The following is a 17,844-nucleotide window of genomic DNA, read 5'->3' as shown; positions in this document are numbered from 1 at the left end:
CTCAAATCCGGCCCGCGGCGGTACGCGCGGGCAGACGATTGCGGATCGCGGCGCTCAGCGGCGACTTCCACTCCAGCACACGCTTTTCCAGCAGCTGCCACGACAGATGCGCAAGCAGCACGGACAACGCGAATTGCAACACGAGCGGCAGCAGTGCCTGCGCGAACGGCGGCACATGCAACCGCGCGAACAGCGCAGGCGCGTCGCCCAGCCGCGACGGCACGAGATTGTGGAACAGATAAAAGCCGTAGCTGATGGTGCCGAGATACGCGAGCGGCCGAGCCTCCAGCGCGGCGACCAGCGCGCTGTCCTGGCGGCGCACGATCCACAGGAACACCGCGCCCAGCGATAACGCAAGACCGATATCGAACAGGCCCGGGATCACCGCGCGCTGCGTCGCCTCGCAGCTCAGGCAATCGGCGCGCGCGAAGGCGAACACGCCAAGACACGCCAACGCCAGCGCGCACCACAGCGCGGCAGGCAGGCGCCCTTCCACCTGCACGCGCTCGCCGCCAATCGCGAGTGCGCCGCCCAGCGCCAGCAACGCAAAATTCCACGGCGAGAACGCATAGACGAGCGGCTCGATCGCGCCGCTCGCGTAGAGCGCGAGATGCGCGAGCGCCGCCGCGACGATCATGCCGATGCAAATGCCCAAATGGCGCGAGGCGCGGTTGAACAGCAGCGCGAACGGCGCGACCAGATAGAATTGCTGCTCGACCGCCAGGCTCCAGAAATGCGACACCGTCCCCGGCCATCCGTCGCGCACCATGCCGACCCAGAAATTAGACAGGAATACGAAATGCCACATCAGCCCGAGTTGCACATCGCGCTGATAGAAGAACGCGTGTGCAATCGTCAGCGCGATCAGCAGCAGGTAGTAGACAGGAAAGATGCGTAGCGCGCGCTTGACGAAAAAAACGTAGAGCACCGCGTCACGCCGCGCGGCATGCTGCTCGACGCGCAGCCGGTTGCGATGCAGTTCGCCGATGATGAGATAGCCGCTGATCAGAAAGAACAGCCAGACGCCGATCTTGCCGGCGTCGACCACATCGACGTGCGCCTTGTGTGAGAGGAACACCAGCATCACGGCCAGCGCCCGGAGACCGTCGAGGCCTTTCACGCGTCTTTCGAGTCCCGTCATTGCCTTTTCCGCTTCCGGTTACGTCTTCAGCATAAAGGGAAATAAACGGAAATAAAAAGGCAAGAAAAGCAAAGGCGGTGATTGCAGATGCAACCACCGCCTTCATGCAGGAGCGGGCATGCACCCTGCTCTCGCGAATCGATAGACTGGAGGCATGCCGCTTGCGCTGCACTTCCGTCGGTCGATAAAAGCCCCTGTTTTAAGGCTCCAAATACAACCTCAAGCGCGCTTGAGCAGCACTGCTGCCTGCGCTTCGATGCCTTCACTGCGGCCCAGATAGCCGAGCTTTTCGTTGGTCTTGGCTTTCACGTTCACGCAATCGAGCGGCAGGTTCAGGTCTTCCGCGATGCAGGCACGCATGGCGTCGATATGCGGCGACAGCTTCGGCGCCTGTGCGATCACGGTGCTGTCGACGTTGATCAGCTTGAAGCCCGCTTCCTCGACGCGGCGCAGGCATTCGCGCAGCAGCACGCGGCTGTTCGCGCCGTAGAACTGTTTGTCGGTATCCGGAAAGTGACGGCCGATGTCGCCGAGCGCGGCGGCGCCGAACAGCGCATCGGTGATCGCGTGCAGCAGCACGTCCGCGTCCGAGTGGCCGAGCAGCCCGCGGTCGTAGGGCACCGTCACGCCGCCGATGACGAGCGGGCGTCCCGGTACGAGCTGGTGCACGTCATAGCCTTGTCCGATTCTGATGTCCATGTGTGGTGTTTCCGTGTGGGTGGTTCGGTGGCGCTATGAATTAATGCGCGGCGCTGAGAATGGCTTCGGCGAGCGCGAAGTCTTCGGGGTACGTCACCTTGAAGTTGCGCAGGCTGCCCTGCACGAGGCGCGGCGAATGGCCGAGCCATTCGATCGCGCTCGCCTCGTCGGTGAGATCGTGCCCTTCCTGCTGGGCGCGCTCGATCGCGCCGCGCAGCATGCCGATGCGGAACATCTGCGGGGTCTGGGCCTGCCAGAGACCGTCGCGCGCTTCGGTGCGCTCGATGCGCGGGCCGCCCGGCACGTTATGGGGCGCGACGCGCTTGAGCGTGTCGGCCACCGGCAGCGCCATGATGCCGCCGACCGGATCGTCCTTGAGCGCGTCGACCAGCGAGCGGATCAGCGCGGGCGTGATGCCGGGGCGCGCGGCGTCGTGCACGAGCACCCAGTCGTCGTCGGTGGCGCCGAATTCGGCGAGTGCGACGAGCCCGTTGTACACCGACGCCTGGCGCGAAGCCCCGCCGTTGCGGCGCACCGCGAAGCGCAGGCCGCTGAAGCGGCGGGCGTCGAAGTGGTTATCGTCGGGTGAAATGACGACCAGGGTCTGGGTGAATTCGCTGCAGGCGTCGAACGCCGCGAGCGTATAGTGCAGGAGGTCGCGCCCCGCAACCGTGCGGTATTGCTTGGGCAGGGACGATCCCGAACGGCTGCCGGTACCGGCGCAGGGAATCAGGGCAAATAGGCGTGAGGTCACGGTGTCGCGAGCCGCATGAGTCAAAGTAAAGGACGGATTTTATAATAGGTGCCTCGCCCGCACGCCCAACGTCCGCAAGTTGTCCCGGATGGCGCGCGTTGCGGGCACGCCGGCGGCCTTGCGAAGACTGCAAACGGCCGTCCTGAACGACCCTGAATCGCCTTACGTCCGGATCGCATGCACCCAGGCGGTGCGCGCGCGGGCCAGCTTCCATCCTGGTATGCTCCCTGCCTGCGCCACCGTCCAGGCCAACCTGTTGCCCCTATGTCCGAAATCGCCGCATCCTCGAAGTCCCCGTCCGCTTCACCGGTCGCCGTCGTCAAGCCGGGGCAGCGCTACGCGTTCGACGGCACGCACGGCTCGTCCGACGCGCTCCTGATCGCCCGTTACCGCGAGGCCGCGCGCGACCACGGCGGCGCCCCGCTGCTGGCGGTGATCTGCGCAAGCGCCGTGGACGCCCAGCGCCTCGCCCAGGAAATCCCGTTCTTCGCGCCCGAAGCGCGCGTACGCCTGCTGCCCGACTGGGAAACGCTGCCTTACGACACGTTTTCGCCGCACCAGGATCTCGTGTCCGAGCGTCTGGCGACGCTGCACGACCTCGGCGAAGGCCGTTGCGACATCCTGCTCGTGCCGGCCACGACGGCGCTCTACCGCATGCCGCCCGCATCGTTCCTCGCTGCCTACACGTTCTCGTTCTCGCAAGGCGAACGGCTCGACGAGCAGAAGCTCAAGTCGCAGCTCACGCTGGCTGGCTACGAGCACGTGAGCCAGGTCATGCGCCCCGGCGAATATTGCGTGCGCGGCTCGCTGATCGACCTCTTTCCGATGGGCTCGCCGCTGCCGTATCGCCTCGACCTGTTCGACGACCAGGTCGATTCGATCCGCGCGTTCGACCCGGACAGCCAGCGCAGCCTTTACCCGGTCAAGGAAGTGCGGCTGCTGCCGGGCCGCGAGTTTCCGTTCGACGAAGCCTCACGCACGGCGTTTCGCAGCCGCTGGCGCGAAGTGTTCGAAGGCGACCCGAGCCGCGCGACGATCTACAAGGACATCGGCAACGGCGTGCCCTCGGCGGGCATCGAGTACTACCTGCCGCTCTTTTTCGAAGAAACGGCCACGCTGTTCCACTATCTGCCGCAGAACGCGCAACTGGTGTTCTCGGGCGACCTGGATGCGTCGATCCGCCGCTTCACCGCCGATACGAAACAGCGCCACAACTTCCTCGCACACGACCGCGAGCGCCCTATTCTTGAGCCGCAGCGTCTCTTCCTGACCGACGAGGACTTCTTCGCGTTCGCCAAGCCCTTCGCGCGCCTCGTGCTGCCGGCGGCAAGCGCGGGCGGCTGGGCCACATCGCTGCCGACACTGGCGATCGACCGTCATGCCGACGATCCGCTCGCGGCCTTGCGCAGCTATCTCGACACCACGAAAAACCGTGTGCTGTTCGCGGTCGAATCGGCGGGCCGGCGCGAGACCATCGCGCAGCTGCTCGCGGACAACCAGTTGCGTCCCACCACGGCGGACAGTTTCGAGGACTGGCTCACCGGCGACGAACGCTTCGTGCTGGGCGTCGCGCCGCTCTCGACGGGCTTCGCGCTGCCGGGCGAGGCGCTCACGATCATCACCGAAACCGAGCTGTACGGGCCGCTCGCGCGCCGTGCGGGACGCCGCCGCCAGGAACAGGCTAGCAACGTCGATTCGATGGTGCGCGACCTGTCCGAGCTGAAGGTGGGCGATCCGGTCGTGCACGCACAGCACGGCATTGGCCGCTATCACGGCCTCGTGACGATGGATCTCGGCGAAGGCGACACCGAGTTCCTGCACCTCGAATACGCGAGCGCGAGCAAGCTCTACGTGCCGGTCTCGCAGTTGCACGTGATCTCGCGCTACAGCGGCGCGGATCCCGATAGCGCGCCGCTGCACGCGCTCGGCTCCGGCCAGTGGGAAAAGGCGCGCCGCAAGGCCGCGCAGCAAATCCGCGACACCGCCGCAGAGCTGCTTAACCTCTACGCCCGCCGCGCCGCGCGCGAAGGCCACGCATTCGCGCTTGAACCGAAGGACTACGTGAAGTTCGCGGAAAGCTTCGGCTTCGAGGAAACGCCCGACCAGGCCGCCGCGATTGCCGCCGTGATCGGCGACATGACGAGCGGCAAGCCGATGGATCGTCTCGTGTGCGGCGACGTGGGCTTCGGCAAGACCGAGGTCGCGCTGCGCGCGGCCTTTATCGCCGTGATGGGCGGCAAGCAGGTGGCGATCCTCTCGCCCACCACGCTGCTCGCGGAACAGCACACGCAGACCTTCACCGACCGCTTCTCCGAGTGGCCGGTGCGCATCGCGGAGCTCTCGCGTTTCAAGAGCGCGAAGGAAGTCAGCAGCGCGATCCAGCAGATCAACGAAGGCAGCGTCGATATCGTCATCGGCACGCACAAGCTGCTGTCGTCCGATGTGCAGTTCAAGCGCCTGGGCCTCGTCATCATCGACGAGGAACACCGCTTTGGCGTGCGCCAGAAGGAAGCGCTCAAGGCCCTGCGCGCCGAAGTGGACGTGCTCACGCTCACCGCGACGCCGATCCCGCGTACGCTTGGCATGGCGCTGGAAGGCTTGCGCGACTTCTCCGTGATCGCGACCGCGCCGCAAAAGCGTCTGGCGATCAAGACCTTCGTGCGCCGCGAAGAAGACAGCGTGATCCGCGAGGCGATGCTGCGCGAACTCAAGCGCGGCGGCCAGGTGTACTTCCTGCACAACGAAGTCGAGACCATCGAGAATCGCCGCGCGATGCTCGAAGCGCTGGTTCCCGAAGCGCGCATTGCCGTGGCGCACGGCCAGATGCACGAACGCGAACTCGAAGCCGTGATGCGCGATTTCGTGGCGCAGCGCGCGAACGTGCTGCTCTGTACGACGATTATCGAAACCGGCATCGACGTGCCGACCGCCAACACGATCATCATTCACCGCTCCGACAAGTTCGGCCTGGCGCAGTTGCACCAGTTGCGCGGACGCGTCGGCCGCTCGCATCACCAGGCCTACGCGTACCTGCTCGTGCACGATCCGCAAGGACTCACGAAGCAGGCGCAGCGTCGTCTGGAAGCGATCCAGCAGATGGAGGAGCTCGGTTCGGGCTTCTATCTGGCGATGCACGATCTGGAAATTCGCGGCACGGGCGAGGTGCTCGGCGACAAGCAATCGGGCGAGATCCAGGAAATCGGCTTCCAGCTCTACACGGACATGCTCAACGACGCCGTGAAGGCGCTCAAGGACGGCCGCGAGCCCGACCTGAACGCACCGCTCGCCGCGACGACCGAAATCAACCTGCACGCGCCCGCGATCCTGCCCGCCGACTATTGCGGCGATGTGCAGGAACGCCTGTCGCTCTACAAGCGGCTGGCGAACTGCGAGCACGACGATTCGATCGACGGCATCCAGGAAGAGCTGATCGACCGCTTCGGCAAGCTGCCGCCGCAAGCCCATGCGCTGATCGAGACGCATCGTTTGCGCCTCGCCGCGAAGCCGCTCGGCATCACCAAGATCGACGCGGGTGAAGCGGTGATCGGCCTGCAATTCGTGCCGAATCCGCCGATCGACGCCATGCGGATCATCGAGATGGTGCAAAAGCACAAGCACGTGAAGCTCGCGGGCCAGGACAAGCTGCGCATCGAAACGCGCAGCCCCGATCTCGCGGTGCGCGTGGCGACGGTGAAGGAAACGCTGCGTGCGCTCGGTGCGCCATCGCGGGCTTCGGCGCCGCGTGCGTAGGTGCCAGCGTGCCAACGTACTCAACGTACGATGAGCCGGCAGCACGTTTGAACGGATGATCTGACGCCCCAACCGGCGTCGTCTCCGCCCCCGCAGCATGTTGCAGCGCGCTTTCGTCAGCGCGTGCTGCAACATGCCGTCCGGCTTTGGCGAGTCCCACCCTTTTTGGGTACTATTGGGCAAGACAAGCACGCCGGAGCCCATCATGAGCATCACCGCTGAAACAGCGCAGTCTTCACAGCAACACTCGCAGCAAACCTCGCAGCACGATTCGCAGCAATCCCCCGCCTCTACCGCCGCTCTTCCCGCTTCGCTCCCCTGGGTCACCCGCCTCGTGTCGATGGACACGGTCAGCCGCAATCCGAATCTCGGCCTGATCGAAACCGTGCGCGACGACCTGCGCGCGCGCGGCATCGAATCGACGCTGACCTACGGACGCGACGGCAAGTGGGCCAATCTGTTCGCCACGCTGCCCGCGCACGACGGCTCGACCGAAGGCGGCATCGTGCTGTCGGGCCACACGGACGTCGTGCCCGTCGACGGCCAGAAATGGGACAGCGATCCGTTCAAGCCGGAAATCCGCGACGGCCTGCTCTATGGGCGCGGCACCTGCGACATGAAGGGCTTTATCGGCGCGGCGCTCACGCTGGTGCCGGAAATCCAGCAGACGAAACTTGCGAAGCCGCTGCACCTCGCGCTCTCGTTCGACGAGGAAATCGGCTGCGTGGGCGCGCCGCTCATGCTTGAGGAGCTCGTGAAGCGCGGCGTGAAACCGGAAGGCTGCATCGTCGGCGAGCCGACCAGCATGCGCCCGATCGTGGCGCACAAGGGCATCAACACGTATCAGTGCTGCGTGCGCGGTCACGCCGCGCACTCGTCGCTCACGCCGCGCGGACTGAACGCGATCGAGTACGCAGCGCGCCTGATTTGCTACATCCGGGACATGGCCGACGAGTTCCGCGCGCAAGGCCCGTTCGACGAGCTCTACGACGTGCCGTTCACGACCGCGCAGACCAGCACGATCGAGGGCGGCAACGCCATCAACACGGTGCCTGCGGAATGCCGGTTCGCGTTCGAGTTCCGCAACCTGCCGACGCTCGATCCCGAAGCGATCTTCGCGCGCATCGAGCAATACGCGCGCGAGACCCTGCTGCCGAAGATGCAGCGCGAAGGCGTGGCAGGCGCATCGCCCGCGATCGAGTTCATGAAGATCGCCGCGGCGCCGGGCCTCGACGACACGGAGCAAGCCGCGATCACGCAACTCGTGCGCGCCCTCACCTCTGACCAGACGCGCCGCAAGGTCGCCTACGGCACCGAAGCCGGCCTGTTCGCGCGCGCGGGCATTCCGAGTGTGGTGTGCGGCCCCGGCGATATCCAGCAGGCGCACAAGCCGAACGAGTTCGTCTCGCTCGAACAACTTTCGGCCTGCGAAGGATTCCTGCGCAAGCTCGTGCGCGGCCTGTCGGTCGACGCGCAGGCGCGCTGAAGCCGCCGCGCTGCGTCAAAAGGCCGAGCGCCATGTCCACCGGCACACCGCTGCCCACCGATCACACGATCGACGGCGAGGCGATTCCCTCGCTCGACGACATTGCTGCCCAGCACTTCACGCTTGCGCCGTGGGTGCTGCGCACGCCGGTGTTCGACCGGCACGACCTGCCCTCGCTGGGCGACACGCTCGTCAATTTCAAGTTCGAACTGCTGCAGGCCAGCGGCAGCTTCAAGGTGCGCGGCGCGTTCACGCATCTGCTCGCGCTTAACGACGCCCAACGCAGCGCGGGTGTGACCTGCGTATCCGGCGGCAATCATGCGATCGCCGTTGCGTACGCAGCGATGCGGCTGGGCATCGCAGCGAAGGTCGTGCTGTTTCATACCGCGAGCGCGGCGCGTGTCGATCAGTGCCGCCGGCTGGGCGCGGAGATCGTGCGCGCGAACGACAGTCACGAGGCGTTCGACATCGTGCGCCGCATCGAAGCCGACGAAGGCCGTTACTTCGTGCATCCCTTCAACGGTTACCGCACGGTGCTGGGCACGGCGACGCTCGGCTATGAATGGGCGACGCAATCGCCCGATCTCGATGCGGTGATCGTGCCGATCGGCGGCGGCGGACTGGCAGCGGGCATGGCCACGGCGCTGCGCCTGGCGAATCCGCGCGTGCGCATCTACGGCGTGGAGCCCGAAGGCGCGGACGCGATGAGCCGCAGCTTCGCGGCGAACCACACGGTGCGCCTAACCCACATGCACACCATCGCCGATTCGCTGATGTCGCCGCACACCGAGCAATACAGCTACACGCTGTGCCGCCGCCACCTGGAAGGCATCGTGACGGTCTCCGACGATCAGTTACGCGCCGCCATGCGCGTGCTGTTCGACGAGCTGAAACTGGCCGTCGAGCCCGCGTGCGCCACGGCCACAGCGGCGCTCTACGGGCCGCTGCGCGATACCTTGCAGGGCAAGCGCGTAGGCGTCCTGCTGTGCGGCACCAACACCGACCCACAGCGCCTGAACGAACAGATCTCGCTCGCGCAGCACGGCTAGGGGGCAAGCGGGCACGCGACGTGCATTAGTCCGATTTGCGTTGTGTTGCAATCGGCGAAAGGTCAGGCAATGTCAAATCGCTACCGCGTTGCGGACGCGTTCGCTATCATTGCGCCAATGCGTCGTTATGTATCCAGGCCCGTGCCGCCCCCCTTCAAGGAGAGCCCGCTCATGAGCATGATCAAAGAGTTCAAGGAATTCGCCGTCAAAGGCAATGTGATGGATCTCGCCGTCGGTGTGATCATCGGCGGTGCCTTTTCCAGCATCGTCAATTCGGTCGTGAAAGACCTCATCATGCCGGTGATCGGCGTGGTGACGGGCGGCCTCGATTTCTCGAACATGTTCGTGCGGCTCGGCAATATTCCCGCGACGTTCAAGGGCAATCCCGATTCGTACAAGGATCTGCAAACCGCTGGCGTGGCCGTGTTCGGCTATGGCTCGTTCATCACGGTGCTGATCAACTTCATCATTCTCGCGTTCATCATCTTTCTGATGGTGAAGTTCATCAACAAGCTGCGCCAGCCCGATGCTGCACCGGCCCCCGCCGAACCGGCGCCGACGCCCGAAGACGTCCTGCTGCTGCGCGAGATCCGCGATTCGCTGAAGAACACCCCGCGCTAACCACGTTTTTTGCACGCTTTTCGCCAAACCGAATGGAAAAAGCCCGCGTCGCCTTTCAGGCACGCGGGCTTTTTTACGTCGATGCGCCTGGCGGCAGGGACATTCAGGAGGTTCGGAACATTCAGGACGTCGCACGATTGGCCGCGTCGTGTTCGGCGCGCTGCACGCGCAGGATCGCCGCCTGCTCGATCAGGTGTTCGAGCTGCTCGAAATTGACGGGCTTCGTGAGGTGTGCGGTAAAGCCCGCGTCCAGGCTGCGGCGCACATCGTCGTCGGTGCCGAAGCCCGTGAGCGCGATCGCCGGCACCGAGGACTCCTTGCGGAACGCCCGGATAAAGTCGATGCCCGAGCCATCCGGCAAGCCAATGTCGCTCACCACCAGATCGAAGCGCTGGGTGGCCGTGAGCGCAAGCGCGCTCGTCACGCTCATCGCCACCGCCACGTCGTGCCCCAGCGCGCGGATCAGTTGCGACATCACCTCGGCCGTATCCTGGTGATCCTCGATCAGCAGGATATCGAGCGCACTCGCCTGGTGCGGGCCGCAACGATCAGCGGGTTGCTCGGCGCCCGCGCCCGGCGTGGCGGTCGGCAGCACGATCGTGAAGGTCGCGCCGCAGTGCGCGCCCGGACTTTTCGCGCTGACCGTGCCGCCGTGCGCTTCGGTCAGCGCCTTCGTGACCGCCAGGCCAAGGCCCAGCCCGCCGAACTGGCGCGTCATGTTGTGGCTGCCCTGCTCGAAGGCGTGAAAGAGCTTGCCGATCTGCTCGGGCGCAATGCCGATGCCGGTGTCCTCGACCTCGATGACCACGTGCATGCGCTCGTCGCGCGTACGCACATAAATATGGCCGCCATCGGGCGTGAATTTCGCGGCGTTGCGCACGAGGTTCCAGAACATCTGCTGCATGCGCGCGCGATCGCCGCGCACGTAGTGATGCTGCGCATGGCGCTCGACGTGCACGTCCTGCTGCTTGATCTGGATTTCGCTATGGAACAGTTCGAGCACGGCGTCGATCACTTCGTGAACATCGACGGTATCGAGCGTGAGATCGAGCTTGCCGTTGGCCACACGCGTGAGATCGAGCAGGTCGTCGATCAGGCGTGCTTCGAGTTCGATATTGCGGCGGATCATCAGCACGCCCGCGCGCGCGGCGTCGGGCAGGCCCGGGATCTGTTCGAGCAGGCGCGTGCCGGCCAGCACCGGCGTGAGCGGCGTGCGCAATTCGTGCGACAGCATGGCGAGGAAGCGGTCTTTCGCGCGATTGGCCTCTTCCGCCGCCTGGCGCGCGGCCTGTTCCGAAGCCAGCAGCAATTCGCGCTCTTCGCTCGATTCGCGCTGCGCGTGAATATCGGTGCAGCTGCCAAACCACTTGTTGATGCCGCCATGCGGGTCGCGCATCGCCACGATGCGGACATCGAACCATCGCCACGTACCGTCATGGCGGCGAATGCGCAGCTCGTGCCGGTAATCGTTGTTGTCGCTACGAACCGCCTTGAGCCAGGTGTGACGGATGTCCTCGCGGTCGTCCGGATGCACGGCGTCGAGCCACGCCAGACCGTGCGACGCGCCCGCATCGAGGCCCGTGTAATCGCGCCACTGCTTCGAAAGGAAATCGCAGTCGCCGTCCGCGCCGCAGGTGAAAACGAGGTGCGGCAGCGCCTCCGACAGCGTGCGGTAGTGTTCCTCGCGGTCGCGTAATAGCAATGCCTGATCGGAGGCGCGTTGCAATGACACCTGCGAGAGCACGCGCGCCACGGCTTCGGGCAGATAGTCGAGATAGTCGCCCGATTTCGGCACGACGTCCGAGACGCCCGCGCGCAGCGCGGCGATCACGCGCGATTCGTCGGTGAAGCCGGTGACGAGGATGGCCGGCACGCGCACATTGTCCGCGCGCAGGCGGCGGAAGAAGTCGAGCCCGGTTTCGGCGCCATCGAGCTGATAGTCGAGCACGAGCACGTCGGGCGTGCGCGCGGCGAGCACGCTGCTCGCCTCGGCCACGCTGCCGCAGGTGTCCACGCGCGCGCCGGCTCGCACGAGCGATTTGCGCGCGAGCCGCAGAATGCCCTCGTCATCGTCGACGACGAGCACATGCGCGCCCGCCAACAAGGTTGCTTCTTCGTTCATGCGCGTCGCGTTCCTCGGAGCTCGCTCCAGCTGTGGAGCATGCGCAGTCGGGTCATGATGGTCATGCTTCGGTCAATCTCTCTCGCGCAAGGAATCGTGCCGTCGGCACGCCCTTGCGTGTTGTCGTTCAGTGGCGCACTCGCAGCACACTCAGTTTGGATTCTGGTTGAATCCGGCGCGAATTCTGGATCCACTCGGCCGGATGCACTCAGCCTCGCGTAAAGCGATGCCCGGCCGGCAGCTTGACGACCTGCAGGAAAAATCCAAGCCGCCGCACCGCCTCGATGAACGCGTCATATTCGACGGGCTTCGTGATGTAGACGTTGCAGCCCAGCTCGTAACAGCGTTCGATCTCGCGCGGATCGTCCGTGGTGGTGAGCACGATCACGGGCACCGAGGCGGTCACCGGTTCCGCCTTGAGCCGGCGCAGCACTTCAAAGCCGTCCACGCGCGGCATACGCAGGTCGAGCAGCACGACGAAGTTCGCCAGGTCTTCGCGCGACGGGTAGTTCGCCGCGCTCGCGCCGGATAGTCCGGTTGTGCCAGGTACGCCAGGTATGCCGGGTGCGCCGAAGAAATAATCGAGCGCCTCCTGGCCGTCGCGAAAGCGCAGGAACCCATTCGACACGCCCGAGCGGCGCAGGTTGCGTTCGACCAGCGTGGCGTGCCCGTCATCGTCTTCGATCAGGACGATGCTCACGCGCTCACCCGGCATACCGGCGCGGTAGTCGCCGTGCTGGGCTTCGTCCTGCGCCGGGTCCTGGCCCTGATCCTGTTGCCGGACTTCGTCCGCGTGGTCTGCGCGGTTGCCCGTGTCTTCCCCGTGCGTCATATGCCGCTCTCCGCCGTTCCCAACGTTTCGATGTTGCTGTCGTTATGCCGATGCGGTGCGCAGCGGCGCATCAGGCAAGGCGACGAAGAACGTCGAGCCTGTGCCTTCCGTCGATTCGACCCACACGCGACCGCCGTGGCGCTCCGCGATCCGGCGCGCGAGCGCGAGGCCCGTGCCCTGCCCGTCCGACTGGCCGCCGTGCAGGCGCTGGAACGCGCGAAACAGCTGGGGCAGATACGCCGCGGGAATGCCGATGCCATTGTCGCGCACATAATACGTCCGCGTGCGCGGCCCTGGCATGCGTGCTGCATCACGTGGGCTTTCCGTGGCAATTTCTGACGTTTTTATGCTGGAAATGGGCAACGCCGCGGCCATTGCGTCACCTTCGGCGGCCTGTTCACGCGTCTTTTGCACTTCCCCCGCGACGTCGGCCTCGTCGGTCACGACCGCGCCGATTTCCACCAGCCCCGGCCGGGACGGATCGAGATGACGCAATGCGTTGTCGATCAGGTTGCCGAAGATCTGCTCCAGCGCCGCCGGATCGCCCCATGCAGGCGGCAACTCGCCCACGAAAATCTGCGCGCGCTGTGCGAGCCCGGCGGCGAGTCCGCCCAGTGCGCGTTCGACGATGCGCCCTACGTTCACACGCTGCCAGCGATATTCGAGGCGCCCGGCGCGCGACATGCGCAGCAGCGCATCGATGATCGCCGCCGAGCGCGCCACAGCCTGGCGCAGGAATTGCAAAGACTCGGCCACGTCGCCGTCGAGCACTTCGTTCATGCGGCGATGCTCGTCGGCGGGCAGCCCGGCCGTGTCGATCTGCTCGCGCAGGTCGTCGCACGACACCTGCAGTTCCTTCGAAAAGCCTTGCAGGTTCACGAGCGGCGAGCGCAAGTCGTGCGAGACGCTGTACATGAACATCTCGTTGTCCTGGCTCTCCTGGCGCAGTTTGTCGTTGGCGGCGGCCAGGTCGGTGGCGCGCGCCTGCAACTGGAGCTTGAGCGCGCCCTGTTCGCGCTCGGCGTCGCGCAGGCGGCGGCTCGTCTGATTGAGCACGGTGTCGAGCGCGGCAATCTCGTCGTCGCCGCCCAGCGCAGGCGCCAGCGTCACGCCTTCGCTCAGGCGCTGCGCATTAACGCCGAGCGCAGCCAGGCGCTGGCCCACGTTGCGCGCGAACGCGATGGCCGTCACGCCCCAGATCAGCATGGAACCGACCACCGCGAAAATCAGCGCGTTTTGCTGGCGCTCGCGCGTCTCGCGCAATGAGGCGCTGCGCGCGACGTCGAAACGCGTCTGCTCGGCGATGAAGGCGTCGAGTTCGCTGCGCACGGCGTCGATTTCGGGTGGCAGGCCGGTCGGGCTCGCGCGCACGAAATCGCCGGTGCGGCCCTCGCGCAGCGCGTCGGCCACTTCGGCGCAGCGGGCGCGCCAGGCGCGCGCGTCGTCGTTGATGCGGTGCACGCGCGCGAGCTGCGCGGGATTGTCGGCGACCATATGGCCGAGCAGCGCGATGCGGTCGGAGAATTCGGCCCACACGGCGCGCCGGTCGATAAACGAGGGATCCTGAAGCACGACCGCGGTGCGCACGCGCGCGGCTTCGCGCAACAGCGGCTGTACGAGACTGGAGGCCTGCCAGAGGATCTGCTTGCTGGCGTCGGCGCTCCTCGCGGCCTGGGCAGCCTCGCCCTGCGTATTGAAGACGACGCCGAGCAGCGCCAGTTCGACGACGCTCGGAATGGCGATCAGCAATAGCCCCTTGGCGAACAGTTTCATGGCGGTCTGGTAGTGGCGGTCTGGACGGCGCTCGCGCACCGGCTGGCAGCGGTTCGCAGCTGCCTGCACCCATCAGCACGAGAATCTGCCCGAGTGGAATCGCCGATCCCGGCCCGGTCGGCGCGGCGGATTTCCCGCGCGGCGCATCACGCGCTGCGGGCACCAGAGCCGAAACATTATCTGCGCGAAATTGCGAGATGACAACGTATGTGGCAAGGCCCACCACGCGGCGAGAAAACCCCGCTTTTTCCCGAGAAATCGTCACACCGCGCGCGCGTGCAGGACTATTATTGAGACCGGAGACAAAAGAAAGACAAGGAAAGAGCGAGAGAGCGCCGGGATACTTACATGAGCGCGACGTGCGGCCCGGCATGGCGTTTTGCCTGACGCAATGAGGATTAAGGCACCGTCCCCACGGCCTGGCATCCTCGCGAACCGGGCAGATCCTATGCTAGAAGGATCGACGTGCGGCGCACCAATCCGGGAGTGGTCGCATGGGAACGCTGCGTGTTTTGCAATCCACCTTTTTCAGGCGAATTTTTATGTCCTTCCCGAAAAAGCGTAAACGCGTCAAGACGGATGGCGACGAGTCATTTCTCGCCGTCCTGAGCCACTTCAAGCCATTCGGCCAACTGGACACCAAGATTGCACGCGCACGCGCGCAGGACGAGCCGGTGCTTTACGCACACGTGCTGCCCGGCCTCGACGTGTTGCTGTGCAGTGTGCGCGGCGCCCACCCGCCCTATCCCGGCACGGCCGAATTGCGCAAACGCTGCATCGAATCGATCGCGCATGCGCTGGAGCAGCCGCTCGAAGGGCTCGAAAACGGCGGCTACTGGTACGAGGCCGACGGATTCGGTTTCCTCGTGTTCGCCAGCCGCGCCCGCGCGCGTATCCTGCCCGAGTTCGGCGCAGTGCGCCAGGGCTTGAATTCCCGGCGCGCGCCACGCCGCCAGGACGCGACCGGCGATCCCGCACCGCGACAGCAACTGCGCTGACCGCCACCGATGTGAAAACGCCCGACGCTCATCCGCGCCGGGCGTTTTTCCTTGCGTGCGTGCTTTTGCGGGCCGCTTCCTTCGCTGCTTCAGCTGCCCTTAGCTCCCTTTAGCTGCCCTTATAGAGACTTTCCATGCCCGGCTGCGTCGAGGCATCGGGCTTCGCATTTTTCGCAGGCGCCTGCGACGAGCGCGAGGAACGCGCTGCCGCCGTGCCGCTGCCAGCGGCGCTCGCGGGCATCGGCGGCAAGGCGCTCGCGCGCATCTTCTGCCCCGGGGGCGGTGCGACCGGATGCTGGTGCATCTGCGAAAACAACTGGTCGCAGGGCAGCGGCTTGTTGTTGCTCGGCGCAATCAGCGGAATCAGCGCCGCGAACGGGTTGATGAGGCCAAGGCCGACCATCGCGCCGCCGCGCAGCGCGAGCGCAGCCGCATCGACGCCCACATGCGGATCCTTGAAGGTGCCCTTCACATAGAGCGGCGAGCGCAGCGAGAAGATGCGGAAGCCCTTAGTATGCGGGTGCACCTTCATGTCCATCGATTCGTCGCGCAGGTCGATCGGGCCGGTGATGTCGATGACGGCATCGTCGGTATCGAGTGCGAACACGCGCGGATCGAGCACGCCGTTTGTCGCCACGAAATCGGCGGCCGCGCAGTTGATCTTCACGTCGCGCTGGCCGAACAGCTTTTCGTAGACCACGTTCGCCACGTTCAGGCCCGCCGCTTCCATCAGCAGGCGGCTGACCGTGCCTTGCGTGACGAGCAGCTTGACCTCGCCGTTCGATGTCGATGCGAGCGCCGCCGGCGAGTTGCCGACCGCCGTCAGCGACGCGTCGCCGTTGATTTCACCGAGCGCCGATTGCATCGACTTGACGCTCGGGAACAGCTGCTTGAGCTTCAGGTGGCGCGCCTCGGCCGTGCCGCGCGCCTTGAGCGGCGTGGCGCTGCCGTCCAGGTTCACGCGCGTGGCCAGCGTGCCGCCCGCGACGCCGAACTGCAGCGGATCGAGCACGAGCACGCCGTCGGTCATGATGACGTGCGTATAGAGATCCTGGATCGGCAGGCTGCCCTGCTTGATGATGCGCTTGCCGGTGAACTTCACGTCGGCGTCGATGGCGTTCCAGCGGTCGGTCTTGAACGGCTCGACCGGGATCACGCGCGCGCTGGGCTGGCTAACGGTATCGCCACGTTTGGCCTTGCTTGCCTTGCTGTCCGCACCTATGATCGGCGCGAGATCGGAGAATTGCAGCAGGTTCGAGACCAGCGTGCCAGAAAGCAAGGGGCGCGTCGGGCGCTGTGTATAGACGAAGGTGCCGTTGATGTCGCTGCCGCCCACGCGGCCCGTGAAGTTTTCGTAGCGGAACACGCTCGCGCCCTTGCGGAACTGGCCAACAAAGCGCCCCTCGGTGGCGTAAGGTGGCGTATCCGGCAGCGTCACGCCCGTGAGGTTGTAGAGATGCCCCATGCTCTGGCCTTGCAGCCACAGGCGCAGATCGACGGCGGCCAGGTGCGCCGGATCCGTGATCGTGCCGACCAGGGCGATGTGCATATCGCCCGCGCGCACGTCGGCCTGCAACGGGAACGGACGCTTCGCGTCCTGCAACGCGAGCACGCCGCCGAGCTTGCCTTCGCCCGAGAGCGCGGTCTTGTTGTAGGTGCCCTTGACCGTCCAGCCGATCGCGTAGAACGGCTCGGTGGTCTGGCCACCTGAAACCGCATTGGCGTTGCTCGCCGAACTCGCGCCGATGGCGGCGAGCTTCGCGCTCATGCCTTGCGAGGCGGCTGGCGTGCTGGCGGCGTTCTCAGCGCTTGCGGCGACGATGTCGCTCGCACCGCTAACACCACTCGCCGCACTGGCGGCGCTTGCCGCAGCCGCTTCCGAAGCCTGCTGCTTGCGCGCCTGCTGCGCGAGCCGGGTCGCGCCCGAACTTCCGATCACCTGCGCCGATTGCTGGCGTGACGCCGCTTCCTGCTGTTCCATCACCTGGCCGATCGGAATGCCATGGCCGAGCAGGCTCACGGTCACTTTCACCTCGGTTTTGGTCTGCTGGTCGCTCACGGCGATATTGCCGTTCGAAAACGTGATGTCGTGCAGATCGAGCTTCCACGTCGACGGCCCGCTCGACGCGGGCAGCTTGAAAGTCCAGTTATTGCGGCCATCGGTGAGTCGTTCGACATCGACGGACGGATTCACGAGATTGATGGCCGGAATCACGATGTCGTGCGCGAGCAGCGGCAGCACCGCGACCTCGAAGTCGATTTCGTCGAGCGTCGCGAACTTCGGCGTTTTGGCCCAGTCGGGATTGGCCACTTCGATCTGGGTGGCCGAGAAGCGCGGCCAGGGCACCCACGCACGCCAGCCGGTTTCGCCTGGCGGCTTGCGCCAGCCCACCTTCAGGTCGCCGACGATCGCAAACGGCCTGCCAATCGCCTCCGAAACCTTTTCATTCACGTAAGGTTTGGCGCGGTTCCAGTCAAAGGTAAGGATGAACACGACGAGCACCGCGACAAGCACGGCGACAACGGCCACGAGCCATGCGATGATCCTGGCGAGTGTGCGGCCGGGGCCGCGGGGCTTGGGTTGCGGTGACGTCATGCGCGCTCCGGGTTATGCATGGT

At 65.6% G+C, this 17,844-nt stretch carries 12 protein-coding genes; 5 read left to right on the top strand and 7 right to left on the bottom strand.

Annotated elements, in window-relative coordinates:
• Position 1: 1 nt before the first annotated feature.
• From BBA01S_RS00125 to ispD, 3 genes are all read right to left on the bottom strand, one after another.
• Positions 2-1,141: an acyltransferase family protein gene (locus tag BBA01S_RS00125; RefSeq protein WP_042295493.1), complete on the bottom strand. Its 1,140-nt coding sequence runs from the start codon at positions 1,139-1,141 to the stop codon at positions 2-4.
• A 219-nt stretch (positions 1,142-1,360) separates the two neighbouring features.
• Positions 1,361-1,840, bottom strand: a complete 480-nt coding sequence (ispF, locus tag BBA01S_RS00120) for a 2-C-methyl-D-erythritol 2,4-cyclodiphosphate synthase (RefSeq protein ID WP_027814648.1) — start codon at positions 1,838-1,840, stop codon at positions 1,361-1,363.
• Positions 1,841-1,880: 40 nt separating this feature from the next.
• Positions 1,881-2,594, bottom strand: coding sequence for a 2-C-methyl-D-erythritol 4-phosphate cytidylyltransferase (gene ispD, locus BBA01S_RS00115; protein WP_027814647.1), 714 nt, complete (start codon positions 2,592-2,594; stop codon positions 1,881-1,883).
• 264 nt (positions 2,595-2,858) lie between these two features.
• On the opposite strand from ispD, the gene mfd reads away from it, so the two are divergent.
• The 4 genes from mfd (at position 2,859) to mscL (ending at position 9,500) form a co-directional block, all read left to right on the top strand.
• The gene (gene mfd, locus BBA01S_RS00110; protein WP_027814646.1) at positions 2,859-6,344 is read left to right on the top strand and encodes a transcription-repair coupling factor; all 3,486 of its coding nucleotides are present in this window, start codon (positions 2,859-2,861) and stop codon (positions 6,342-6,344) included.
• A gap of 205 nt (positions 6,345-6,549) precedes the next feature.
• A complete protein-coding gene (gene argE / locus BBA01S_RS00105) occupies positions 6,550-7,830 on the top strand; it encodes an acetylornithine deacetylase (RefSeq protein ID WP_027814645.1) in 1,281 nt (426 codons plus the stop codon).
• A gap of 32 nt (positions 7,831-7,862) precedes the next feature.
• Positions 7,863-8,879 carry a threonine ammonia-lyase gene (locus BBA01S_RS00100; protein ID WP_027814644.1) on the top strand — a complete coding sequence of 339 codons (1,017 nt, stop codon included), beginning with the start codon at positions 7,863-7,865 and terminating at the stop codon, positions 8,877-8,879.
• Positions 8,880-9,050: 171 nt separating this feature from the next.
• Entirely contained in the window at positions 9,051-9,500 is a 450-nt protein-coding gene (mscL, locus tag BBA01S_RS00095) for a large conductance mechanosensitive channel protein MscL (protein ID WP_027814643.1), read from the top strand.
• A gap of 121 nt (positions 9,501-9,621) precedes the next feature.
• On the opposite strand, the gene BBA01S_RS00090 is transcribed toward mscL, so the two are convergent.
• The 3 genes from BBA01S_RS00090 to BBA01S_RS00080 form a co-directional block, all read right to left on the bottom strand.
• A complete protein-coding gene (locus BBA01S_RS00090; protein WP_027814642.1) occupies positions 9,622-11,622 on the bottom strand; it encodes a hybrid sensor histidine kinase/response regulator in 2,001 nt (666 codons plus the stop codon).
• A gap of 208 nt (positions 11,623-11,830) precedes the next feature.
• The gene (locus BBA01S_RS00085; protein WP_027814641.1) at positions 11,831-12,337 is read right to left on the bottom strand and encodes a response regulator; all 507 of its coding nucleotides are present in this window, start codon (positions 12,335-12,337) and stop codon (positions 11,831-11,833) included.
• A 159-nt stretch (positions 12,338-12,496) separates the two neighbouring features.
• The gene (locus BBA01S_RS00080) at positions 12,497-14,227 is read right to left on the bottom strand and encodes a sensor histidine kinase (protein WP_027814640.1); all 1,731 of its coding nucleotides are present in this window, start codon (positions 14,225-14,227) and stop codon (positions 12,497-12,499) included.
• Between the two features lie 494 nt (positions 14,228-14,721).
• On the opposite strand from BBA01S_RS00080, the gene BBA01S_RS00075 reads away from it, so the two are divergent.
• Positions 14,722-15,225, top strand: a complete 504-nt coding sequence (locus BBA01S_RS00075) for a hypothetical protein (protein WP_027814639.1) — start codon at positions 14,722-14,724, stop codon at positions 15,223-15,225.
• 109 nt (positions 15,226-15,334) lie between these two features.
• Here the strand turns inward: BBA01S_RS00075 and BBA01S_RS39515 are convergent, their stop codons facing one another.
• Positions 15,335-17,821: an AsmA family protein gene (locus BBA01S_RS39515; protein WP_042295490.1), complete on the bottom strand. Its 2,487-nt coding sequence runs from the start codon at positions 17,819-17,821 to the stop codon at positions 15,335-15,337.
• Between the last annotated feature and the right edge of the window lie 23 nt (positions 17,822-17,844).

This window comes from Paraburkholderia bannensis NBRC 103871 (assembly GCF_000685015.1).
Classification (GTDB): domain Bacteria; phylum Pseudomonadota; class Gammaproteobacteria; order Burkholderiales; family Burkholderiaceae; genus Paraburkholderia; species Paraburkholderia bannensis.
The sequence above is the reverse complement of the archived record's forward strand: the minus strand, read 5'-3'. Positions and strand labels throughout refer to the sequence as shown.